At 28.5% G+C, this 16,592-nt stretch carries 18 protein-coding genes; 6 read left to right on the forward strand and 12 right to left on the reverse strand.

All coding sequences use genetic code 4. From position 1 onward, the window contains the following. Nucleotides 1–305 precede the first annotated feature (305 nt). Nucleotides 306–791: an NUDIX domain-containing protein gene (locus tag C4B24_RS02405; RefSeq protein ID WP_131599001.1), complete on the forward strand. Its 486-nt coding sequence runs from the start codon at nt 306–308 to the stop codon at nt 789–791. A 58-nt stretch (nt 792–849) separates the two neighbouring features. Here C4B24_RS02405 and C4B24_RS02410 read toward each other — a convergent pair whose 3' ends face one another. Beyond that, on the reverse strand, nt 850–1,038 hold the full coding sequence (locus tag C4B24_RS02410) for a hypothetical protein (RefSeq protein WP_131599002.1): 189 nt from the start codon (nt 1,036–1,038) through the stop codon (nt 850–852). Between the two features lie 2 nt (nt 1,039–1,040). Beyond that, nucleotides 1,041–2,144: a DNA recombination protein RmuC gene (gene rmuC / locus C4B24_RS02415; RefSeq protein WP_131599003.1), complete on the reverse strand. Its 1,104-nt coding sequence runs from the start codon at nt 2,142–2,144 to the stop codon at nt 1,041–1,043. 63 nt (nt 2,145–2,207) lie between these two features. Here rmuC and C4B24_RS02420 point away from each other — a divergent pair, with 63 nt between their 5' ends. Together C4B24_RS02420 and C4B24_RS02425 are read left to right on the forward strand one after the other, a co-directional pair. After that, on the forward strand, nt 2,208–2,516 hold the full coding sequence (locus C4B24_RS02420; RefSeq protein WP_131599005.1) for an HNH endonuclease domain-containing protein: 309 nt from the start codon (nt 2,208–2,210) through the stop codon (nt 2,514–2,516). Nucleotides 2,517–2,624: 108 nt separating this feature from the next. Further along, on the forward strand, nt 2,625–2,966 hold the full coding sequence (locus tag C4B24_RS02425; RefSeq protein ID WP_131599007.1) for a hypothetical protein: 342 nt from the start codon (nt 2,625–2,627) through the stop codon (nt 2,964–2,966). Between the two features lie 170 nt (nt 2,967–3,136). On the opposite strand, the gene C4B24_RS02430 is transcribed toward C4B24_RS02425, so the two are convergent. The 3 genes from C4B24_RS02430 to C4B24_RS02440 form a co-directional block, all read right to left on the reverse strand. Then, the gene (locus C4B24_RS02430; RefSeq protein WP_131599009.1) at nt 3,137–3,514 is read right to left on the reverse strand and encodes a hypothetical protein; all 378 of its coding nucleotides are present in this window, start codon (nt 3,512–3,514) and stop codon (nt 3,137–3,139) included. Continuing rightward, nucleotides 3,514–5,529 (reverse strand): AAA domain-containing protein, encoded by a 2,016-nt coding sequence (locus C4B24_RS02435; protein WP_131599011.1) that lies wholly within the window; start codon nt 5,527–5,529, stop codon nt 3,514–3,516. Before C4B24_RS02435 ends, C4B24_RS02430 begins: the two co-directional genes overlap by 1 nt. Before the next feature lie 66 nt (nt 5,530–5,595). Further along, complete coding sequence (locus C4B24_RS02440; protein WP_168388330.1) at nt 5,596–6,144, reverse strand: 5-formyltetrahydrofolate cyclo-ligase; 549 nt, start codon at nt 6,142–6,144, stop codon at nt 5,596–5,598. 87 nt (nt 6,145–6,231) lie between these two features. On the opposite strand from C4B24_RS02440, the gene C4B24_RS02445 reads away from it, so the two are divergent. Continuing rightward, complete coding sequence (locus C4B24_RS02445; RefSeq protein WP_168388331.1) at nt 6,232–7,242, forward strand: undecaprenyl phosphate translocase family protein; 1,011 nt, start codon at nt 6,232–6,234, stop codon at nt 7,240–7,242. Between the two features lie 67 nt (nt 7,243–7,309). Here the strand turns inward: C4B24_RS02445 and C4B24_RS02450 are convergent, their stop codons facing one another. Then, nucleotides 7,310–7,822, reverse strand: a complete 513-nt coding sequence (locus C4B24_RS02450; RefSeq protein ID WP_131599017.1) for a hypothetical protein — start codon at nt 7,820–7,822, stop codon at nt 7,310–7,312. Between the two features lie 88 nt (nt 7,823–7,910). Here C4B24_RS02450 and rdgB point away from each other — a divergent pair, with 88 nt between their 5' ends. Beyond that, complete coding sequence (gene rdgB, locus C4B24_RS02455) at nt 7,911–8,477, forward strand: RdgB/HAM1 family non-canonical purine NTP pyrophosphatase (RefSeq protein WP_131599019.1); 567 nt, start codon at nt 7,911–7,913, stop codon at nt 8,475–8,477. A 49-nt stretch (nt 8,478–8,526) separates the two neighbouring features. Here rdgB and C4B24_RS02460 read toward each other — a convergent pair whose 3' ends face one another. Both C4B24_RS02460 and C4B24_RS02465 read right to left on the reverse strand, forming a co-directional pair. Beyond that, nucleotides 8,527–8,808: a hypothetical protein gene (locus tag C4B24_RS02460; protein ID WP_131599021.1), complete on the reverse strand. Its 282-nt coding sequence runs from the start codon at nt 8,806–8,808 to the stop codon at nt 8,527–8,529. 248 nt (nt 8,809–9,056) lie between these two features. Beyond that, nucleotides 9,057–10,559: a uracil-xanthine permease family protein gene (locus tag C4B24_RS02465; RefSeq protein WP_210725193.1), complete on the reverse strand. Its 1,503-nt coding sequence runs from the start codon at nt 10,557–10,559 to the stop codon at nt 9,057–9,059. 395 nt (nt 10,560–10,954) lie between these two features. Here C4B24_RS02465 and C4B24_RS02470 point away from each other — a divergent pair, with 395 nt between their 5' ends. Then, a complete protein-coding gene (locus tag C4B24_RS02470; protein WP_131599023.1) occupies nt 10,955–11,758 on the forward strand; it encodes a MurR/RpiR family transcriptional regulator in 804 nt (267 codons plus the stop codon). Nucleotides 11,759–11,895: 137 nt separating this feature from the next. Here C4B24_RS02470 and nrdE read toward each other — a convergent pair whose 3' ends face one another. From nrdE to C4B24_RS02490, 4 genes are all read right to left on the reverse strand, one after another. Then, nucleotides 11,896–14,043 carry a class 1b ribonucleoside-diphosphate reductase subunit alpha gene (gene nrdE / locus C4B24_RS02475; protein ID WP_131599024.1) on the reverse strand — a complete coding sequence of 716 codons (2,148 nt, stop codon included), beginning with the start codon at nt 14,041–14,043 and terminating at the stop codon, nt 11,896–11,898. Next, nucleotides 14,033–14,503 carry a class Ib ribonucleoside-diphosphate reductase assembly flavoprotein NrdI gene (nrdI, locus tag C4B24_RS02480; protein WP_131599026.1) on the reverse strand — a complete coding sequence of 157 codons (471 nt, stop codon included), beginning with the start codon at nt 14,501–14,503 and terminating at the stop codon, nt 14,033–14,035. The genes nrdE and nrdI overlap by 11 nt, the downstream gene beginning before the upstream one ends. Before the next feature lies 1 nt (nt 14,504). Continuing rightward, nucleotides 14,505–15,524, reverse strand: coding sequence for a class 1b ribonucleoside-diphosphate reductase subunit beta (gene nrdF, locus C4B24_RS02485; protein WP_131599028.1), 1,020 nt, complete (start codon nt 15,522–15,524; stop codon nt 14,505–14,507). Between the two features lie 409 nt (nt 15,525–15,933). Next, nucleotides 15,934–16,338, reverse strand: coding sequence for a ferritin-like domain-containing protein (locus tag C4B24_RS02490; RefSeq protein ID WP_131599029.1), 405 nt, complete (start codon nt 16,336–16,338; stop codon nt 15,934–15,936). Nucleotides 16,339–16,592: the final 254 nt, after the last annotated feature.

A 16,592-nucleotide genomic window follows, 5' to 3' on the forward strand; every position in this document is an offset into this window, starting at 1 on the left:
TAATATTGATTAAGAGAGATAATTATAATGATGCTTCCAAATATTATATTTTTAAACATCAATAATACTAAACTTGAAAATATATAAAAACAAGTGGTTTTGTAGTTGGATCAGGGTTTATCAAGTTATTTTATATAATCATTTAAAAAATGTTATACTTTTTTTGTTATTTACTAATAAAAGCAAAATTGATTTTGAAATGAATTATTGCCAAAATTTTATGTATTAAAGATTGTTTATAAGATAACACCTATTTGTGTATATACGAGAGAGATACATTAAATAGATGAGAAAAGGGAGTAAAAATGGATAAAGATAAGTACGCATTAAAAATGAGACAAAAATTAAAAAGTCACGATGAAATTATGGTCCCAACTGCAGTTGTGGTTCCTAGTATAACAAATAAAATTTTGTTACAAAAAAGAGCTGGTTCTAAAAAATGAGGTCTTTTTGGTGGTGGTGTTAAATATAATGAAAGCATTATTGAAACAGCACATAGAACACTTCGTGAAGAAACAAACTTAGAGATTGAGAAAATGGACATGTTTGGAATAATTTCTAACTGACATATTCAATATGAAAACCATGATAAAGTTAATGCCTTTACAATTGGTTTTGTTTGTAGATTAAAGAAAAATCAAATCTTCAAACCAGGTGAAAACAAAACTTTAGAAGCACAATGAGCTACAAAAGAAGAGTTAGAAGAAATTGAGTTCTGAAATGAAGGAGCGCGTCAAATGGCCTATGACGCTTTCAAGTTTTTAGAAGACAAAGAAGTTATAGTTAAGTAATCTGGTTAGTGCCAGATTTTTTTATATTAATTAAAATAAAAAAATGCTTTTAAGCATTCTAAAATATTTCATTATCAACACAAGACATAATGTGTTGATTAACCTCTTTCATTTGTCTTGTTTTTGTAGTGGTTGTTGCACCCTTGCCTCTACCATTTAAAAATCTTTTTCCACAGGTCATAATTATTTGATTATTAAATTTATTAGTAGTTTCTATTTTACATCTAACTGTTTTGTGTTTTGCCATAATTAATTAAGAACGGGTAGTTCTTTTATTTTCCCTTCTTTTTCTAATTTTCTAACCAACTTTTCTTGTTTCTTCTGAATTGTAGGGTAGTGAGTTGTCATTGCGATATTAAAGGCTTTATGAGTTTCAGCCATTTTATTTGAGAATTTTGTAATACTCTCAAGAACACTAATCATTTCATCATATATTAGTTTATCCTTATGAACTCTTTCATAAATCTTAATGATGTTTGCAATGGATCATGTAATTTGAACAAATGAGGAAGGTGATGTAATATAAACCTTATGTTCTTCAATAACCTCTTTAAAGAAAGATGGGAACTCATTATAAAGTGTCATATATATTGAATCGCTTTGTAAAACTAGCAATCCATATTCAGCTGTATTAGATTTACCAAGATATTTTGTAATAGATTTAACTTGTGCAAGAACACGTTTCTTATACTTTTCATCTACAATTAATTTGCTATCTTCATCATATTCCGCATCAAGAACTTTTGAATCAATAGGAATTCATTTACCATCATCATTTCCAGATTGAATAGCAAATTCAACATTATTTTTACCTACAACAAGATTTTCTTGCCATATATTTTCATCAAGACCTGATTTTTGAAGAAGTGTCTTAAGTTGCATTTCGCCCAATTCACCCTTACCTTTATTACCTGTTTTACCAAAGAAAGTCTTTTCAATCTTATTCAAAGGAGTAAGTTTATCGTTAATTTCAACTTTTAAAGCCTCTAAATCATTTTTTCTTTCTAGAATTTGTGATTTCAATGATGAAATCTGCTCATTTTGTCTTTCAAGTCTTAAATCCTTTTCTAAAACTTCATCAGACTTTGAAGATAATTTCGCTTCAATCTTGTTAATCACTTGAGCTAACTCATTCCTTTTGTTTTCATTATTATTCAATCTTGTTCTAAGATCCAAAATTGTCTCTTTTTGATCGGCTAATATAGCAGTTTTTGATTCTGCATTGGCCTTAACTGTTATTAGCTCTTTTTCTAAATTTGTAACTTCTTCTTTATTGCTTCCGTCTTGTTTCATATATTCTTCTAAAGAACTTCAACTCATGAACAACCTAGAAAATCAATTTATTTTTTTCATATATTCCCCTTTTTTAAAACTTATTAGTTATTTAAATTATATATAGATTAAAATTAAATTAATATGAAAATAAAAAGTTGAGATTTTAAAGAAAATAAAGACTGTTTCGGGAATAAAGGTCCGACTACAGTTGACCATGTTTATCCAAGATCATTAGGGGGAATAAGATCAAGAAGAAACACAATGCTTGTTTCTAAGAAAACAAATATAAGAAAAGGAAATAAAGTTGAAGGAACAATCAACAAAATTCCTTTTAGAGTAATTAAACAAACAGATAAAAATAATAAAACAATAGGTACTCTAAGGATCCAAATAAATGATGAGTGATATGATGTTCAAAAAATATTATTATCAGATAACATCGTCAAATAAAATGTTAAAACTTTACATTTATTTTAAAAATAGTTAATAAAAGATAAAATAGTGAAAAGAGGTTGTACAAATTGTATAATTAATATATTAAAGAAACGAGGAATCAAAATGATAGTAGTAATTATTATAATAGCACTTTTAGGATTAGGGATAGGGATTTGAGGAATTGTTGCAGCTGCAACAACAAAGGACCAAGAAATGAATGTGGGAAAATTACTTTTACACCTTTTCTTGTGAGGTGGACTTATTGCTGCAATTATTTACGCAATTAAAACTAGCAATAGTAATCAAACCATTTCTATTCAGAACCAAGATTTTTCAAATAAAGAATTGAAAAAAGAAGATATTGTTGAAATTCTAGAAAAAATTGATACTTTATTGAATGAAGGAAAAATCACAAAAGAAGAACATGCTGAACTTAGAAAAGAAGCACTTAAAAAATCAGTTTAATTAACACACACAGCATAGACGCAACACAATATTTATTGTGTTGCTTTTTTAAATACTTTTTATAAAATCTAACTTTAATTTAGACAGGGAACAAATATTATAAAAAGGATTGCGGTTGTTAGAACTGCGGTATATTTGAGCATAATAAAACAATGACAAGCATTGCATTATTATTTATTTATTTTTACTTTTTTTGGTTCTTTAACAATTGTATATCCCAACCTACCCAAAAGAACATTAACAGTTACTGTTTTAGGTATTTTAAAATCCTCGCGATATTTAAGGTTAGTAAGCACCCTTCTCTCTTCATCCTCTTCAAAAATTACAACTGCATGTTGAGTATTTTCAATTGAATCCTTGTAATTAACGTTGGAATCAAGAGAAATACCTGCGTTGATGAGGGTTACAACAAATTCTCTGTAAATATCTGTTCCTTCGACAAAAAGAATATCATATAATTCTCTTCAATCTATTTTTCTAGCCTCAAAGTCTTTTGCTAAAGATCTTATAAGCAATATATGAAAGGGTATCGTTTTATATGTATTCATTATAGATTTCCTTTCACATCAAACTTATTAAAAATATCATCAAATGTATATTTCATTCTTTTATTATCATTGAAAATAGGTGCATGCCTGTAAGCATTTACATTAGCAATCATAATTAGTTTCTGTTTTGTTCTAGAAAGAGCAACATTCAATCTTTTAATATCTTGAAGTTGTGTTTTAAATCTGTGGTTATTTGGAAGTTTTCGATTTATACCAGCATAAGTTGTATTCAAAAATACAATATCCGCTTCTAAACCTTGCAATTGATCTATAGTACCACATACAAAAGAATTAAATTTCTTCTCTCAATATTTTATCTTTGAATTAAACTTTCTGAAAAAATGTTTGAATTGATCTTGATAAACAAACATTACCATAATATCCAACTCAGATGAGTGTTTAACATTTCTAGAAATAAAGCTTAATTGATCCATTAAAATTGCCATTTCCTGCACATTAATTTTTGACATCATCGATAGAGAAGGGTCTATTTCATGAGTTCCGTCATGGTCCAATAAAATTAGATTGGCTTTCCTATACATATTTACAAGTTTCATCTCTCTCTTGGAATTTCTAAATTCAATTGGTTTTACTGTTTCTACCTTTGATTCTATTTTGTTTTCATAGGCAATGTTATAAAGATTCAAGATGTATTGTGGTGAACGATATGTTGTAGTAAACATTAATTTATTTTGATCCTTTGAATATAATCTTTCAAATACAGAATCAAAGAATAATTGATCAAATATTCCTTGTTCCTTCTTTGTTAATTGTTCGTAAAAAGGCATATAAATAGATTTTTTAATTCTAATTGGTGCAAGTTGCATATCATCCCCAACAAGTATTATTTTTTTAGCATAAAGAGCATACCTTAAAACATCAACAATAGTAGATTTTGAAACCTCATCCATTATTAAAATAGACTCATCAAACTTATAACCTTTTTCAAGTTTCTTTTCTAATTTAGCACTTGTAATTGTCCCAGCAAATAACGAAGGGTGAGAGAACCCCATTGGTGTAGATAAAAATCTCTTTGGTCCTGCTTTTGGACCAAACTCTCTTTTTAAAAGATGAGACATAACTCCTTTTTCAGGAATATATTTTTTAAGTCTTTCCCTTATATTTCTTACAAGTAAAGCATCTTTATCTGAATACTCTTTATTATTGTCACCATAGGAAGATTTTTCCAAAATCATTCCTGTGTAATTATTTGATGACGGTGTGTGTGATAAGTTACTAATAACGTTGTTAAGTGCCGCATGAGTCCTTGAAGCTAAAATTACTCTCTCATCTTTTTCGTATACGAAATGCTTTATTAATTGAGTTATAGTCCTTGTTTTACCAGTTCCTGGTGGCCCCTTCACTAATAAAACATCATTGTGGGAAGTTGCTGCCTTAAATATGAGTTGTTTTGAATCATCAAGATCATGAATATATTTTGATTCAACCTCTTTTTCAATATAAATTTCAGGCATTTCTTTTCTACCCAAAAGAATTTCCAACACTTGCGAATTAACAATTGAACCACTTGTAATTCCTTTAGCAATGTTCTTTAGTGTCTCAACTTCAAAATATTTATTAACGTCAGATTTATATAAAATATAATCATTGAAGTGTGTGTCTAATTTTTTTCAATCTTTAGGTATCTTCCCTGAAATCTTAAGTAAATTTTCAGTTTCTGAAACAACTTCAATCTCAGGTTTAATAAAGGCATATTTTAATAAACCACATTTTGTATGATGCGAAAGAGCTAGTTTTTTATTTTCTATATTTTCAAGAAGTTGCTCTGGGTTATTGACATAATCTTTTTCAGAAACTTGAATTGTTAACTCTATTTGTCTCAAGAAAATTTCATCCAATGGTATATCATCGGATTGGTCAACTTCAGTTACATCTTGAATTTCATGGATTACCCCAACACCTTCATGAAATCAATATGTAATTTCTTGTATATATGTTGCATATCTACTAATCATAGAAGCAACAATTGCTCTTTCAAGTTCGTGATTTATCATAAGGTAATTATAACAATCTATACACCTTAAAAACACTCGCAAATAAAAGAAAAAATAAAAACCAGTTTATCTGGTTTCAGTAAAAATAATATCAATTTCTTCATCGCACTCTTCCGTTGGTATTTCACCAAATTCTTGAACATCAAAAGCTAATAATCAACTCATAGAATTGGTTTCTCTTAGCATTTTATCATAGCAACCAAGACCATAACCTAATCTATTATGTTTTTTATCGAATCCCAAGCAAGGTGTTATGGTTAAATCTATTTTCTTGATATCAATACTTTTATATTCCTGTATTGGTTGTATGATACCAAGAAATACTTCCCTTTTAAAATCAAAAGAATCTATTTCTTTCATTTCCATATTATGATCAGAATCCATAAATGGAATTACAACCCTCTTACCAATTGAAAATAATCACTTTATTAATTCTTGCGTTTGTACTTCATTTTCAGTTGAATAATATACAGATATTATTTCAAAATTACCATCAAGTATTTTTGTTTTAACTTTATTGATAATCGCCTCACTTTTTTTAATCACTTCTTTTGGCAATAACTTGGATCTTCTATTTTTTATTATATTTCTTATTTCTTGTTTAGTATTTTTCATGTTATTTAAATTATAGTAAAAAGATTTTATTTTAAATAACATACCCCCATATTTGTTAAAAAAATGAAAATATGAGAAAATAAATCTATGGAAAAACAAAATAAAAAAATAGACGAACAAAAAAATGAAGAATCTGTACCAAAGAGGATGGCTTACGGAGTTCTAATGGGGCTTAGTGATGGTACGCCAGGTTTCTCAGGTGGAACAACACTTTCTTTACTTAATTTTTATGATAAATTAATAATGAATTTTAAAGGTATTTTTAAACCACAAGAAGGAAAAACTAGAGTGAAACACCTAATGTATGTATTACCATTTATGATTATGTGAGTAGGTACATTATTAGCTTTTATGGTTGTAATGAATCAAGTAAGCAAGCATGGTTATGGGGTAGTTGCTGTTTTTGCATTTGCAACATTCGCGTTATTAAGTATCCCTTTATTTATATTAGTTAATAAACCAAAAATTTATGAAGAAAAAACAAGCCCTAAAGAGAAAAACAAATTTAGCGTTAAATATGTCTCTTTAGTTTTATTGGGATTTGCAATAATGATTGCAATTGGGCTGATAGTTAGATTTGCTTTTGACTCCACAAATGGAGGGGTAACAATGGTTACAAGTAAGGCATCTTCATTGAAAATAAGCGCTAAAACAGCGATATTATTATTGACTGCTGGTTTCTGTGCTGGATTTGCAATGTTGATACCAGGTATTTCAGGTAGTTTGGTATTATATTTATTTAATGTATATTCCGATATAACACATACAATTTCAAATGCAATGCATGGAGAAATAAAAGAAGCATTGCCAGTATTTGCAATACTTGGAATAGCAATCTTATGTGGTATTATAACTTCTATATTTACGACATCTTTCATATTACAACGTTGAAAAGATGGTTTTGTTGCATTCTCATTGGGACTTGTTTCCGCTTCATTTATAACAATACTAATTGCTCTTTCAAAGGCAGATTACGAAACAATTAATTCTGGAACAATGATTGCACTTACAATTTTAGGGATGGTTATTGCAATTGGCTTAAATCTTTTACTTGCTTACTACTTAATGACTCAAAAAGTTATTGAAATAAAAAAATAAAGAACACTAAATAATTTATCCCTTGGGATATTTTTTTATATAAAAAAACTACCAACATAGTTAGTGATTATTTAAAATTATGTTGCTTTATAAATTTATTTATTTTTGCAAGTATCGCCCTAAAAAATTCTGACTTGAATACAAAATTAATTTTGTCATGGCTTTGTTCAAAAATTTTAACTTCTTTTGCAGCCATTTCTACTTTTTCTTTATTTAATTTCATCTTAGAGCCACCACTAATAATATCTCCATTGCTCATTTGAATAATAGGATATTTATAATCTTTATTCCAGCTTTCTTCAAGATCTTTTAAAGTAACTGAAATTAAAAATGCCGCTTCATTAATATACTTTATTTTTTCTGATGGATTAACATTTTTATTAGAAACCTTTAACAATTTATCATTAAAATTTAATGTTTGTATATGGGAAGAATTTTCTAAATTAATAATTTTAACTTCTTCTGTATTTTGGAATTTAATTGCGGAAACTGTTGATATAACAATACCCGTAGCCGCTAGAGAACCTAGTGCTATTGGCCTTATAATTTTACTTATAGGTTTCCTGTTTTTTTGTTCCATTTAAACCTCCATTAAAATATGCTTTTATATTATAACCACATTATTACTCTTACTTTCAAAAAAATAATTAGGGGTTTATAATGTTAATATGAAAAAAATATTAATAGCTACACAAAATAAAAATAAAATTAAAGAATATAGACAAATTTTACCCAAAATGGGACTTAAACTTGTTACACTTGCTGATTTGAATATAGATGATGAATCACCAGAAAATGGAAAAACATTCGAGGAAAATGCTCTTCAAAAAGCAAAATTTTATTACGACCTATTAAAGATTCCCGTAATTTCTGAAGATTCGGGTCTAGAAGTCGATAATTTAAATGGTTTCCCAGGCGTTTATTCAAAAAGATGAATGGAACACAAAAATTACGAAGTCAAAGTTAATGAACTAATAAAAAGGCTGGGTAATAAATCAAATGAATGTAGATACGTTGCTGCTATTGCCTTTTATGATGGCGTAACACAAAAGACATTCAGGGGTGAGTGCTTAGGTAAATTAGTTGAGCCAACATCCAATCATGGATTTGGGTATGATTTAGGTTTTTGAAACGAGGAGAAGCAAAATACACTAAATGAATTACCTTCTGAATTTAAGAACTCTATTAGTCATAGAACAAAAGCTCTAAAAAAAATGCTTGAATGATTAAAGTAAAATATGATTATTATTTTAATTATTAACCAATACAAAGCCTAGCATCAAACTATTTTTCCAATTCTTTTTTGATAGTTGGTGTATTTTTTATACCAACAAGGTCACTTTGAATATTTTCATTAACATTTTTTTGATCATTTCAACGTTGGTCAATTTTTTCTTCAAAAGTTTTAAATCAGCTTGGCGCTTCATGATTTTGAGTTCCTGCTAATGATCTTGTTTCTTTTCCGTATTTTAAAGTTACATCCCCATTTTTATGCAAAGTTCTTTTCTTAATGATTAAGCCTAAACTTTGAATACATTCTAATACTTTTTTATCTTTGAATTTCATTTCTTCCATCTCCTTATATGTTTTTTTATTGCCTTAAAAAAATGTGGGCATTTATTAATACAATTATTATACATCTTCATTTTTTTCTTGCTTGTTTCTTATTTGTTTCTTACAAAGACAATACATAAGAAACAACATATTAAACATACTATTAATGTGTATTTTATGTTGATATAATTGAAATTATTAATTAATCCAATAAAATAAAACAAGCCATTATTTTTGGCTTGTTAGATATTTAAAAAGTTTTATTTTTTATCTTTGAATTTATTCTTATTAATATTTTTTATATCTTTCTTTCTCCCAGAATTGGTTAACTTATCAAATACATTTGGATTAATAGGTCTTGGTTCGGGTAATGCAAGATTTAATATAATACCAACTATTAACGCTATTGACATACCTTTAAGCATTACTGCGCTTCCCTTGATGAAGAATCCCAATGTTGCTCCGCCAACACCAAGTATTAACATTGTAAGGACAACAAATAGATTTTTAAGATTACCAAGGTCAACATTATCTTGGATAAGTATTTTTAGTCCATTGGCAGCAATGAATCCAAATAACAATACACCAACACCACCAAGTACAGGTTTGGGTATTAAAGCAATTGTATTTGGAACTAATTGTATAAATGAAAGTAATATTGCAAATATAGCTGCAAGTCCTGTAACATATGTTGAAGCTATTTTAGACATACCTACAACTGTTGTATTTTCTCCATATGAAGTATTTGCTGGTCCCCCAACCAATCCTCCAAATGCTGTGGCAAGTCCATCGCCAAGAAGTGTTTTATGTAATCCTGGATTATTAATATAGTCTTTATTTGTTATTTTACCAAGCACTGTATGATCGCCAATATGTTCAGCAATAGTAACAAAAGCGATTGGCATCATTAAGATAAATGGTCAAAAACTTCAACCATTGCTTGTTCCAAATGAAGCATGCTTACCAGCAATTATAGCATTCTTAAAATTTGGAACTCCAATATAAGTACTTAGTTCACGCCCTTTGAAACTTGAATAAGGAATCATGCTTGAGTGTCATGATGAAATTATTAATGAGACAACAAAACCAACCACTATTGCTCCAAGAATTGGAACTAATTTCATCTTTCCTTTACATAATAGAGCAATGAGCATACCTGATATCGAGGTTATAACACCAACAACAACTCCTCATCAATCGACTAAACCTTTTGAAACATTTTCTTCTGTTAAACCTATTTGGCTAATGGCAACGGGTGCAACTGATAGACCAATTATCATAATCATAGGACCAACTACAACTGGCGCTAATAATTTTTTAATTCATTTAATTCCGAAGAAGTAAATGATTAGTGCGACAATAACATATACAAGTCCAACTCCAAGTAAACCAAAGAATGCTGAAGTTCCATAAATTTTATACATTGAGCCAATTGCAGCAATATATGCAAATGATGAACCTAAATATATCGGAACTTTACCGACGGTGCATAAAATATAAATAAGTGTACCTACACCAGAAGCAAATATAGCTAAATCCGTAGTGATAACTACTTCACCTGCAATACTATTAATTAATAAAGGCGTAAGCACAGTTGCTCCAAACATAGCAAATAAATGTTGGATTGAAAGTATGATTCACATACCAATTGATTTAGGTCTATCTCTTGGACCTAAAATCATACCCTCGCCTTTTTGATTTTTATCAAACGAAATTTCGTCAAAATCTTTTTCAGTTGTTTCTATGCTTTTTCTTCTACTCATTTATAACCTCTTTTCTTTAAAAAATCCAAAAAATAAGAACCCTAAAGTTCTTAAATAAAATATAAAAATGAAAAAATAGATAGTTCAATAACTTTCAAGTTGTTCATTAGAGTGATTATTTTGTTCATTTGTATATTATTATAACATTTAAATAAGGGATTTTTTTGTCTATAAAGAATACAAAATACATAAAAAAAGTAAGCGCACTTAGGATACGCAAACTTATTATTTTGACTTGTGCTTTTGCACTTTTTATTGTATTCGGATTAATTTATATTGATGAGTCATTTTGGCTTTTAACTTATGACTCAATATTATTTTAAGGCTCTTTTTCAATTTTTTCAATATTTTAAGTATTTTTGAAAATATTTTTAGAATAAATATATAATTTATGTATGATTAAATCTAAAATACTTTCACACAAACATTTTTTCACATCTTCAGAAAAAGAGATAGCAATATATATATTAAACAATTTCAATGAAAAAACAGCTAATTTAAGTATCACACAATTAGCAAATAAAATACACGTTTCCTCAGCGGCGTTAACTAGATTTTGCCAAAAGATAGATATGAATGGTTTTAAAGAGTTTCAATATGTACTGTCAGAAGAGGTTTCCGCTTCTAAAAATTCCAATCAATCTATTGAACTTACAGAAATAATAACTTCGTTGAAAGAGACAGAAAAAATATTAAATAAAGAAGCAATATCGCTTGTTGCTAATAAAATTTGGAAAACACAAAATGTATACATCTATGGAGAAGCGTTTACACATATCCTTGCTATGACCTTAAGTAGAAAATTAAATAAAATCAACATACCTTCAAGAGTCTATAATGTTGCTTCTGATACTGGTGCTATACTTCCAAAAAAAGATTCTGTTCATATCTTCATTTCTACTTCTGGCAGAAATCCAAATATATTAATTGGAGCCAGCAAGATAAGTATGGGTAAGACAAAAAATCAAATGATTGTTTCAATAACGGCTAGTGACTTTAGTAATATTGAAAAATATGAGAATGTACACATTAAGGGTTTAAGTTCTGATTCAGGTATTGGAGATCCACAAGAATTACCAACAGTTGGAGCTCATGTAATTCAGTTTATAAGCGATACGCTATATAAAAAAATCTATAAGATCGATGAAAAAGAAAATGATTCTATAATATTTAGCTTATCAAGCTTAAGGTATAAATAAAAAATATTTGCTTTCCAATCTAATGATTGAGTGCAAATATTCTCATAAGTACTTCAAATGATATTTCAATCATCTTTATATATAAGCATAGAATTTATATTCTATGTTTTAATGTTTAAAAATTAAAAGTATAAATTTTATATAAAACAAGAACTACACTCAATACTCTCACTACCCTCAAGTACTTCTTGTCTAACTCTAACATAGTAAATGGATGAGCATTTTTTCTTGAATGCATAAATATAAGCTTTATTAAGATCCCTTGTTGTTGCTTTATCAGTCATGAATAATGTCAATGAAATAGCTTGATCAATGTGTTGTTGTGCCGCTGCAACAATATCTATAATTGCCATTGGTCCAACTTCATAAGCTCCTTTTTCATAAAATTTCTTATTTTCGTCATTAATTTTATATGAAGGAAAATATACTCTGCCTAATTTCCCCTCTTTTCTTATTTCTACCGATGAAACAACAGGTTGTAAACTAGGTGTGCATGAAGAAAGATAAGAAATAGATCCCGTTGGAGCAACGGCCATTAGATGTGAGTTAGCTAAACCATATTTCATAATTTGTTCTTTAAGATCCACTCATTGTTGTTGTGTAGGTATTTCAACATTGTACTTCTTAAATAATTCAATAATTTTTTTGGTTTTTGGGTTTCATTCGTTTTTGTCAACTTTTGTATACTTATCAAAATAAGAACCATCTTCATATTTTGAACCCTTAAAATTATCGAAAGTATACTTCCTTTTCCTTGCCATAGTATTGGAAGCTTTATAGGCATGATATGCCAAAGTATAGAAAAATACACTTGTAAAATCAACCGCTTCAATGGAATCATAAAAAATATGATTAACTGATAAAAAGCCATGTAAATTCATTGCACCAAGACCTACAGCATGGTTTGCATTATTGCCTTTTTTAAGACTAGGAACAGAATCGAAACTACTATTTCAAGATACATAATCCAATGAAAGAATAGATTGGAAAACCGAATCACCAAATTCTTGACCAGACTCCATCATTTTATGAATATTAACAGAACCTAAATTACAGCAAACATCTTCCCCTATTTTTTTATAACTTAAATCAACATTATATTCACTTGGTGTATTAGGTTGTACAATTTCAGAACATAAATTAGACATAACAATTCTATCTTTATATGGGTTGTTATTATTAACAGTATCATCAAATAATAAATAAGGATACCCTGATTCAAAGTGCAATTCTGCTATTAATTGAAACAATTTTCTTGCATTAATAAATGTTTTCTTAATTTTAGGGTTATTAAGTAGTGACTTATATTCCTTGGTAATAGAAATATCAGAAAGTGGTTTTCCGTAAACCCTCTCAACATCATATGGTGAAAAGAGTGCCATTTCTTCATTATTTTTCGCTAATTCAAATGTTACATCAGGAACAACAACTCCAAGAGAAAGAGATTTAATTCTTATTTTTTCATCAGCATTCTCTCTTTTTGTATCAAGAAATGACAAAATATCAGGATGGTGTGCATTTAAATAAACAGCCCCAGCACCTTGACGTTGCCCTAACTGGTTTGCATAAGAAAATGAATCCTCCAATAATTTCATAACAGGAATAATACCAGTAGATTGATTTTCAATTTTTTTAATAGGAGAACCAAATTCTCTAATATTAGTCAAGGATAGTGCGACACCACCACCTCTTTTTGAAAGCTGTAACGAAGATGTAATCGCCCTACCAATTGATTCCATATTATCTTCTACCCTTAATAAATAACAAGATACGAATTCACCACGTTGTTTTTTACCAGCATTTAAAAATGTCGGTGTAGCTGGTTGAAATCTTCCAAGCATTAATTCTTTTACAACTTTTTTAGACCTATTAAAATCACCTCCTGCAAGCAATAATGAATTCATAACAATTCTATCTTCATACCTTTCTAAATATTGGGAATTATCAAACGTCTTAAGACAATATGCATTATAAAATTTAAGCGCTCCCATAAAACTAGGAAATTGAAAATTGAATGAAAATGCCAATTTCGTAAGTTCTTCTATTTGTTCGATTGTGTATATATCCAAAATTTCTTTTTCATAGTATTCATTATCAATTAAATATTTAATTCTTTCAGCAACAGAATTAAAATATTTTGTTCGTGGCAAAGCATGTTTTTGCATATAAACTTTTGCAGCTTCAACATCTTTTCCAAAATTACTTTTGCCTCCAAAATTTAATTTACTTTGAGCATTCAAAGCTAGATATTCTTGTTCAGCTTCACGCTGTTCTTTATTTCACATTTTTATCTCCTTTTCTTCAAAACTTAGTTAAAATTTCCTTTAATCTAATCACATCTTGTTTTGTACCCAACAATTCAAAACTGTAAAGATATGGGACATTTAATTTTTGAGATAAAATTGGTCCCGCTAGTGCAAAAGTACTCCCAAAATTAGTATTTCCCGATGCAACTATACCCTTGCAATTTATTCTATTGCTTTCTTTATTTAAAAATTGAATAACTTGTTTTGGAACAGCACCTTCGGTTATGTCTAGCCCTCCACTATATGTTGGACAAAATAATACATAGTCCTGATTGACATCAATTTTTTCATTGATATTAATAGGTATCCTTTCACTTGATAAACCTAATTTTTGAATCATTCTATGTGTATTATTAGATTTAGAAGAAAAGTAAACTACCTTAATTTCCCCACTTGGTCTTTGGATATTTTCCATTATTTTTAAGAATTCTTTTTCCATATTAAAACTCCCAGTCTTCATCATCTGTTTCTTCTGAAACGCCCATAACATATGATGATCCATTACCTGAGAAAAAGTCATGATTCTCAGTTGCATTTGAAGAAAGCTGTGCAAATACTTCAGGTTTGATTTCCGTTTCTTGAGCACTAAAAGGAGAATCATAACCAAGGTTTTGTAAAAACTTTCCTGCATTATATAAACTAAATTTAATTGCATCTTCTGCAAGATTAAAACCTTCATATAAATCGTTAAGATACTCTTTTTCTAGTTCAATAAGTTTATAAGTTAAATCAAAAACAAATTTTTTGTACTCTTCTTGTTTTTCTTTGGAAAGCTTTTCTACTTTCTTTTGATATTTATACCCACTGTAATAATTGTGCAAAACTTTATCCCTTAAAATAAGTCTAATAATATCACTCGTATTAGGTAATTTACCTCTTGCAGAAAGATAGAAAGGTAAATAAAATCCTCCATAAAGTAAAAACCCAGGCATAAGCGCTGCAGCAACTTTAGATTTTAGTGGATCATCTCCCATATAATAGGGCATCAAGGCCCTTGCTCTTTTTTGTAATGAATTATTATTGATTACTCATTCATGCGCTTCTTCAATTTGCTCAGAAGAGCATAAGGTAAAAAAAATAGTTCCGTATGAACGAGCATGTACACCAACCATAAAAGCAAAGTTTGTATAAATAACTTGCTCATGATCTGTTTGAGAGTTACCCACTTGTGCAGTGTCACAAACAGTTGCTTGAATAGTATCTAATAAAGTTAGTCCAGTAAATGTTTTAGTAATTAAATCTTGCCAATTTTTATCCATTGTATTTCATGAAACTAAATCATTAGAAACAGGCATTTTTTCTGGCAATCAAAAATTTTGAGTAATCCTTGTCCAAACTTCTAAATCTTTTTCATCATTCATTACATTCCAATTAACAGATCTCATTTTGCCTTGATAACCATTTTGACAGTACTCAATAGGCGAAACTGATTGATTATAGTATTCATTATTCTTAGCCATAATATATTCTCCTTTTTAATATACACAACAAACTGGTTGTTGACTCGTACACTAAAAAATGCAATAGAAAATCAACAACTTCATCCTTAGTAAAGTTATTTAAATAAGTTAAAAATAAGTTTTCCGACTTTACGGTTGCTAAGACAGTTGACTGAGTCATTCCTTGTACATTTTTAATTTATATTCGGTTGTGTATAAAAATTATAGTGAAAAAATAAAACCTTTTCTGTTAATTATTCCTCACTTTAGAAGTATAAAAAATCAGCAACAAATAAATCACTTTATCTAATTTTTATTAAACTAGTAACTTTCTTAAAATTATGTTATTAAAAAATACACCTCTTCCGAGTTGCATCTTAAATATTTATTCTAATATAACTTTGTTTGGCTATTTGTTTTTTTATAAGTTTTAAATACTTTTTTCCAATAATCAAATTGTTTTTTCTAAGTAATCTCTTAGTTCATCAACAATCACATACATTGCACCAAGTTCTTTAGGTAATTCTTCTTTTTCAGCTTTTTCAAGAATAATTGTTGCTTGTGAAACTAAGTCTTCAATACATTTATCAATAGGAATAGTCATTCCTTTTGTTTCTTTTAAAGATGAATTAGCAATGGCGTTTGCTAGTGTTGTTTCAACTTCTAGATGTCTTTGAATAAATTTTTCAGCAATAAGATCGATGAATTCATCAATTTGTGAATACATTTTATCTGTTAGTCTATGAATTGCTAAAAAACCTGGGCCCTTCATTTTTCAATGCATAGATTGAATGTTGCTTCTATAGACAATTAAGTCATTTAATATATTTTGCATTCTATTCTCCTTTATACATAAATAATTATATTCCTTTTGAAAATTAAAAACATAAAGTTTATTTTAATTGGAGCGGTTTCCAAGTTATCGGAATGTTTTAATGAAAAATATTTACACTTTTTCGCTTTGCTCAATAAAAAAAACATGACCTTAAAAAGTTATATTAGGATAAAAAATTAAGACACACTCAAAGTGTTGGACATCATGCGAGAATATTCGTATGGTGTTTTATTATCCAAACATCTTTGAACTCT

Source organism: Mycoplasma marinum, assembly GCF_004335975.1.
GTDB lineage: Bacteria > Bacillota_I > Bacilli_A > Mycoplasmatales > Metamycoplasmataceae > Mycoplasma_K > Mycoplasma_K marinum.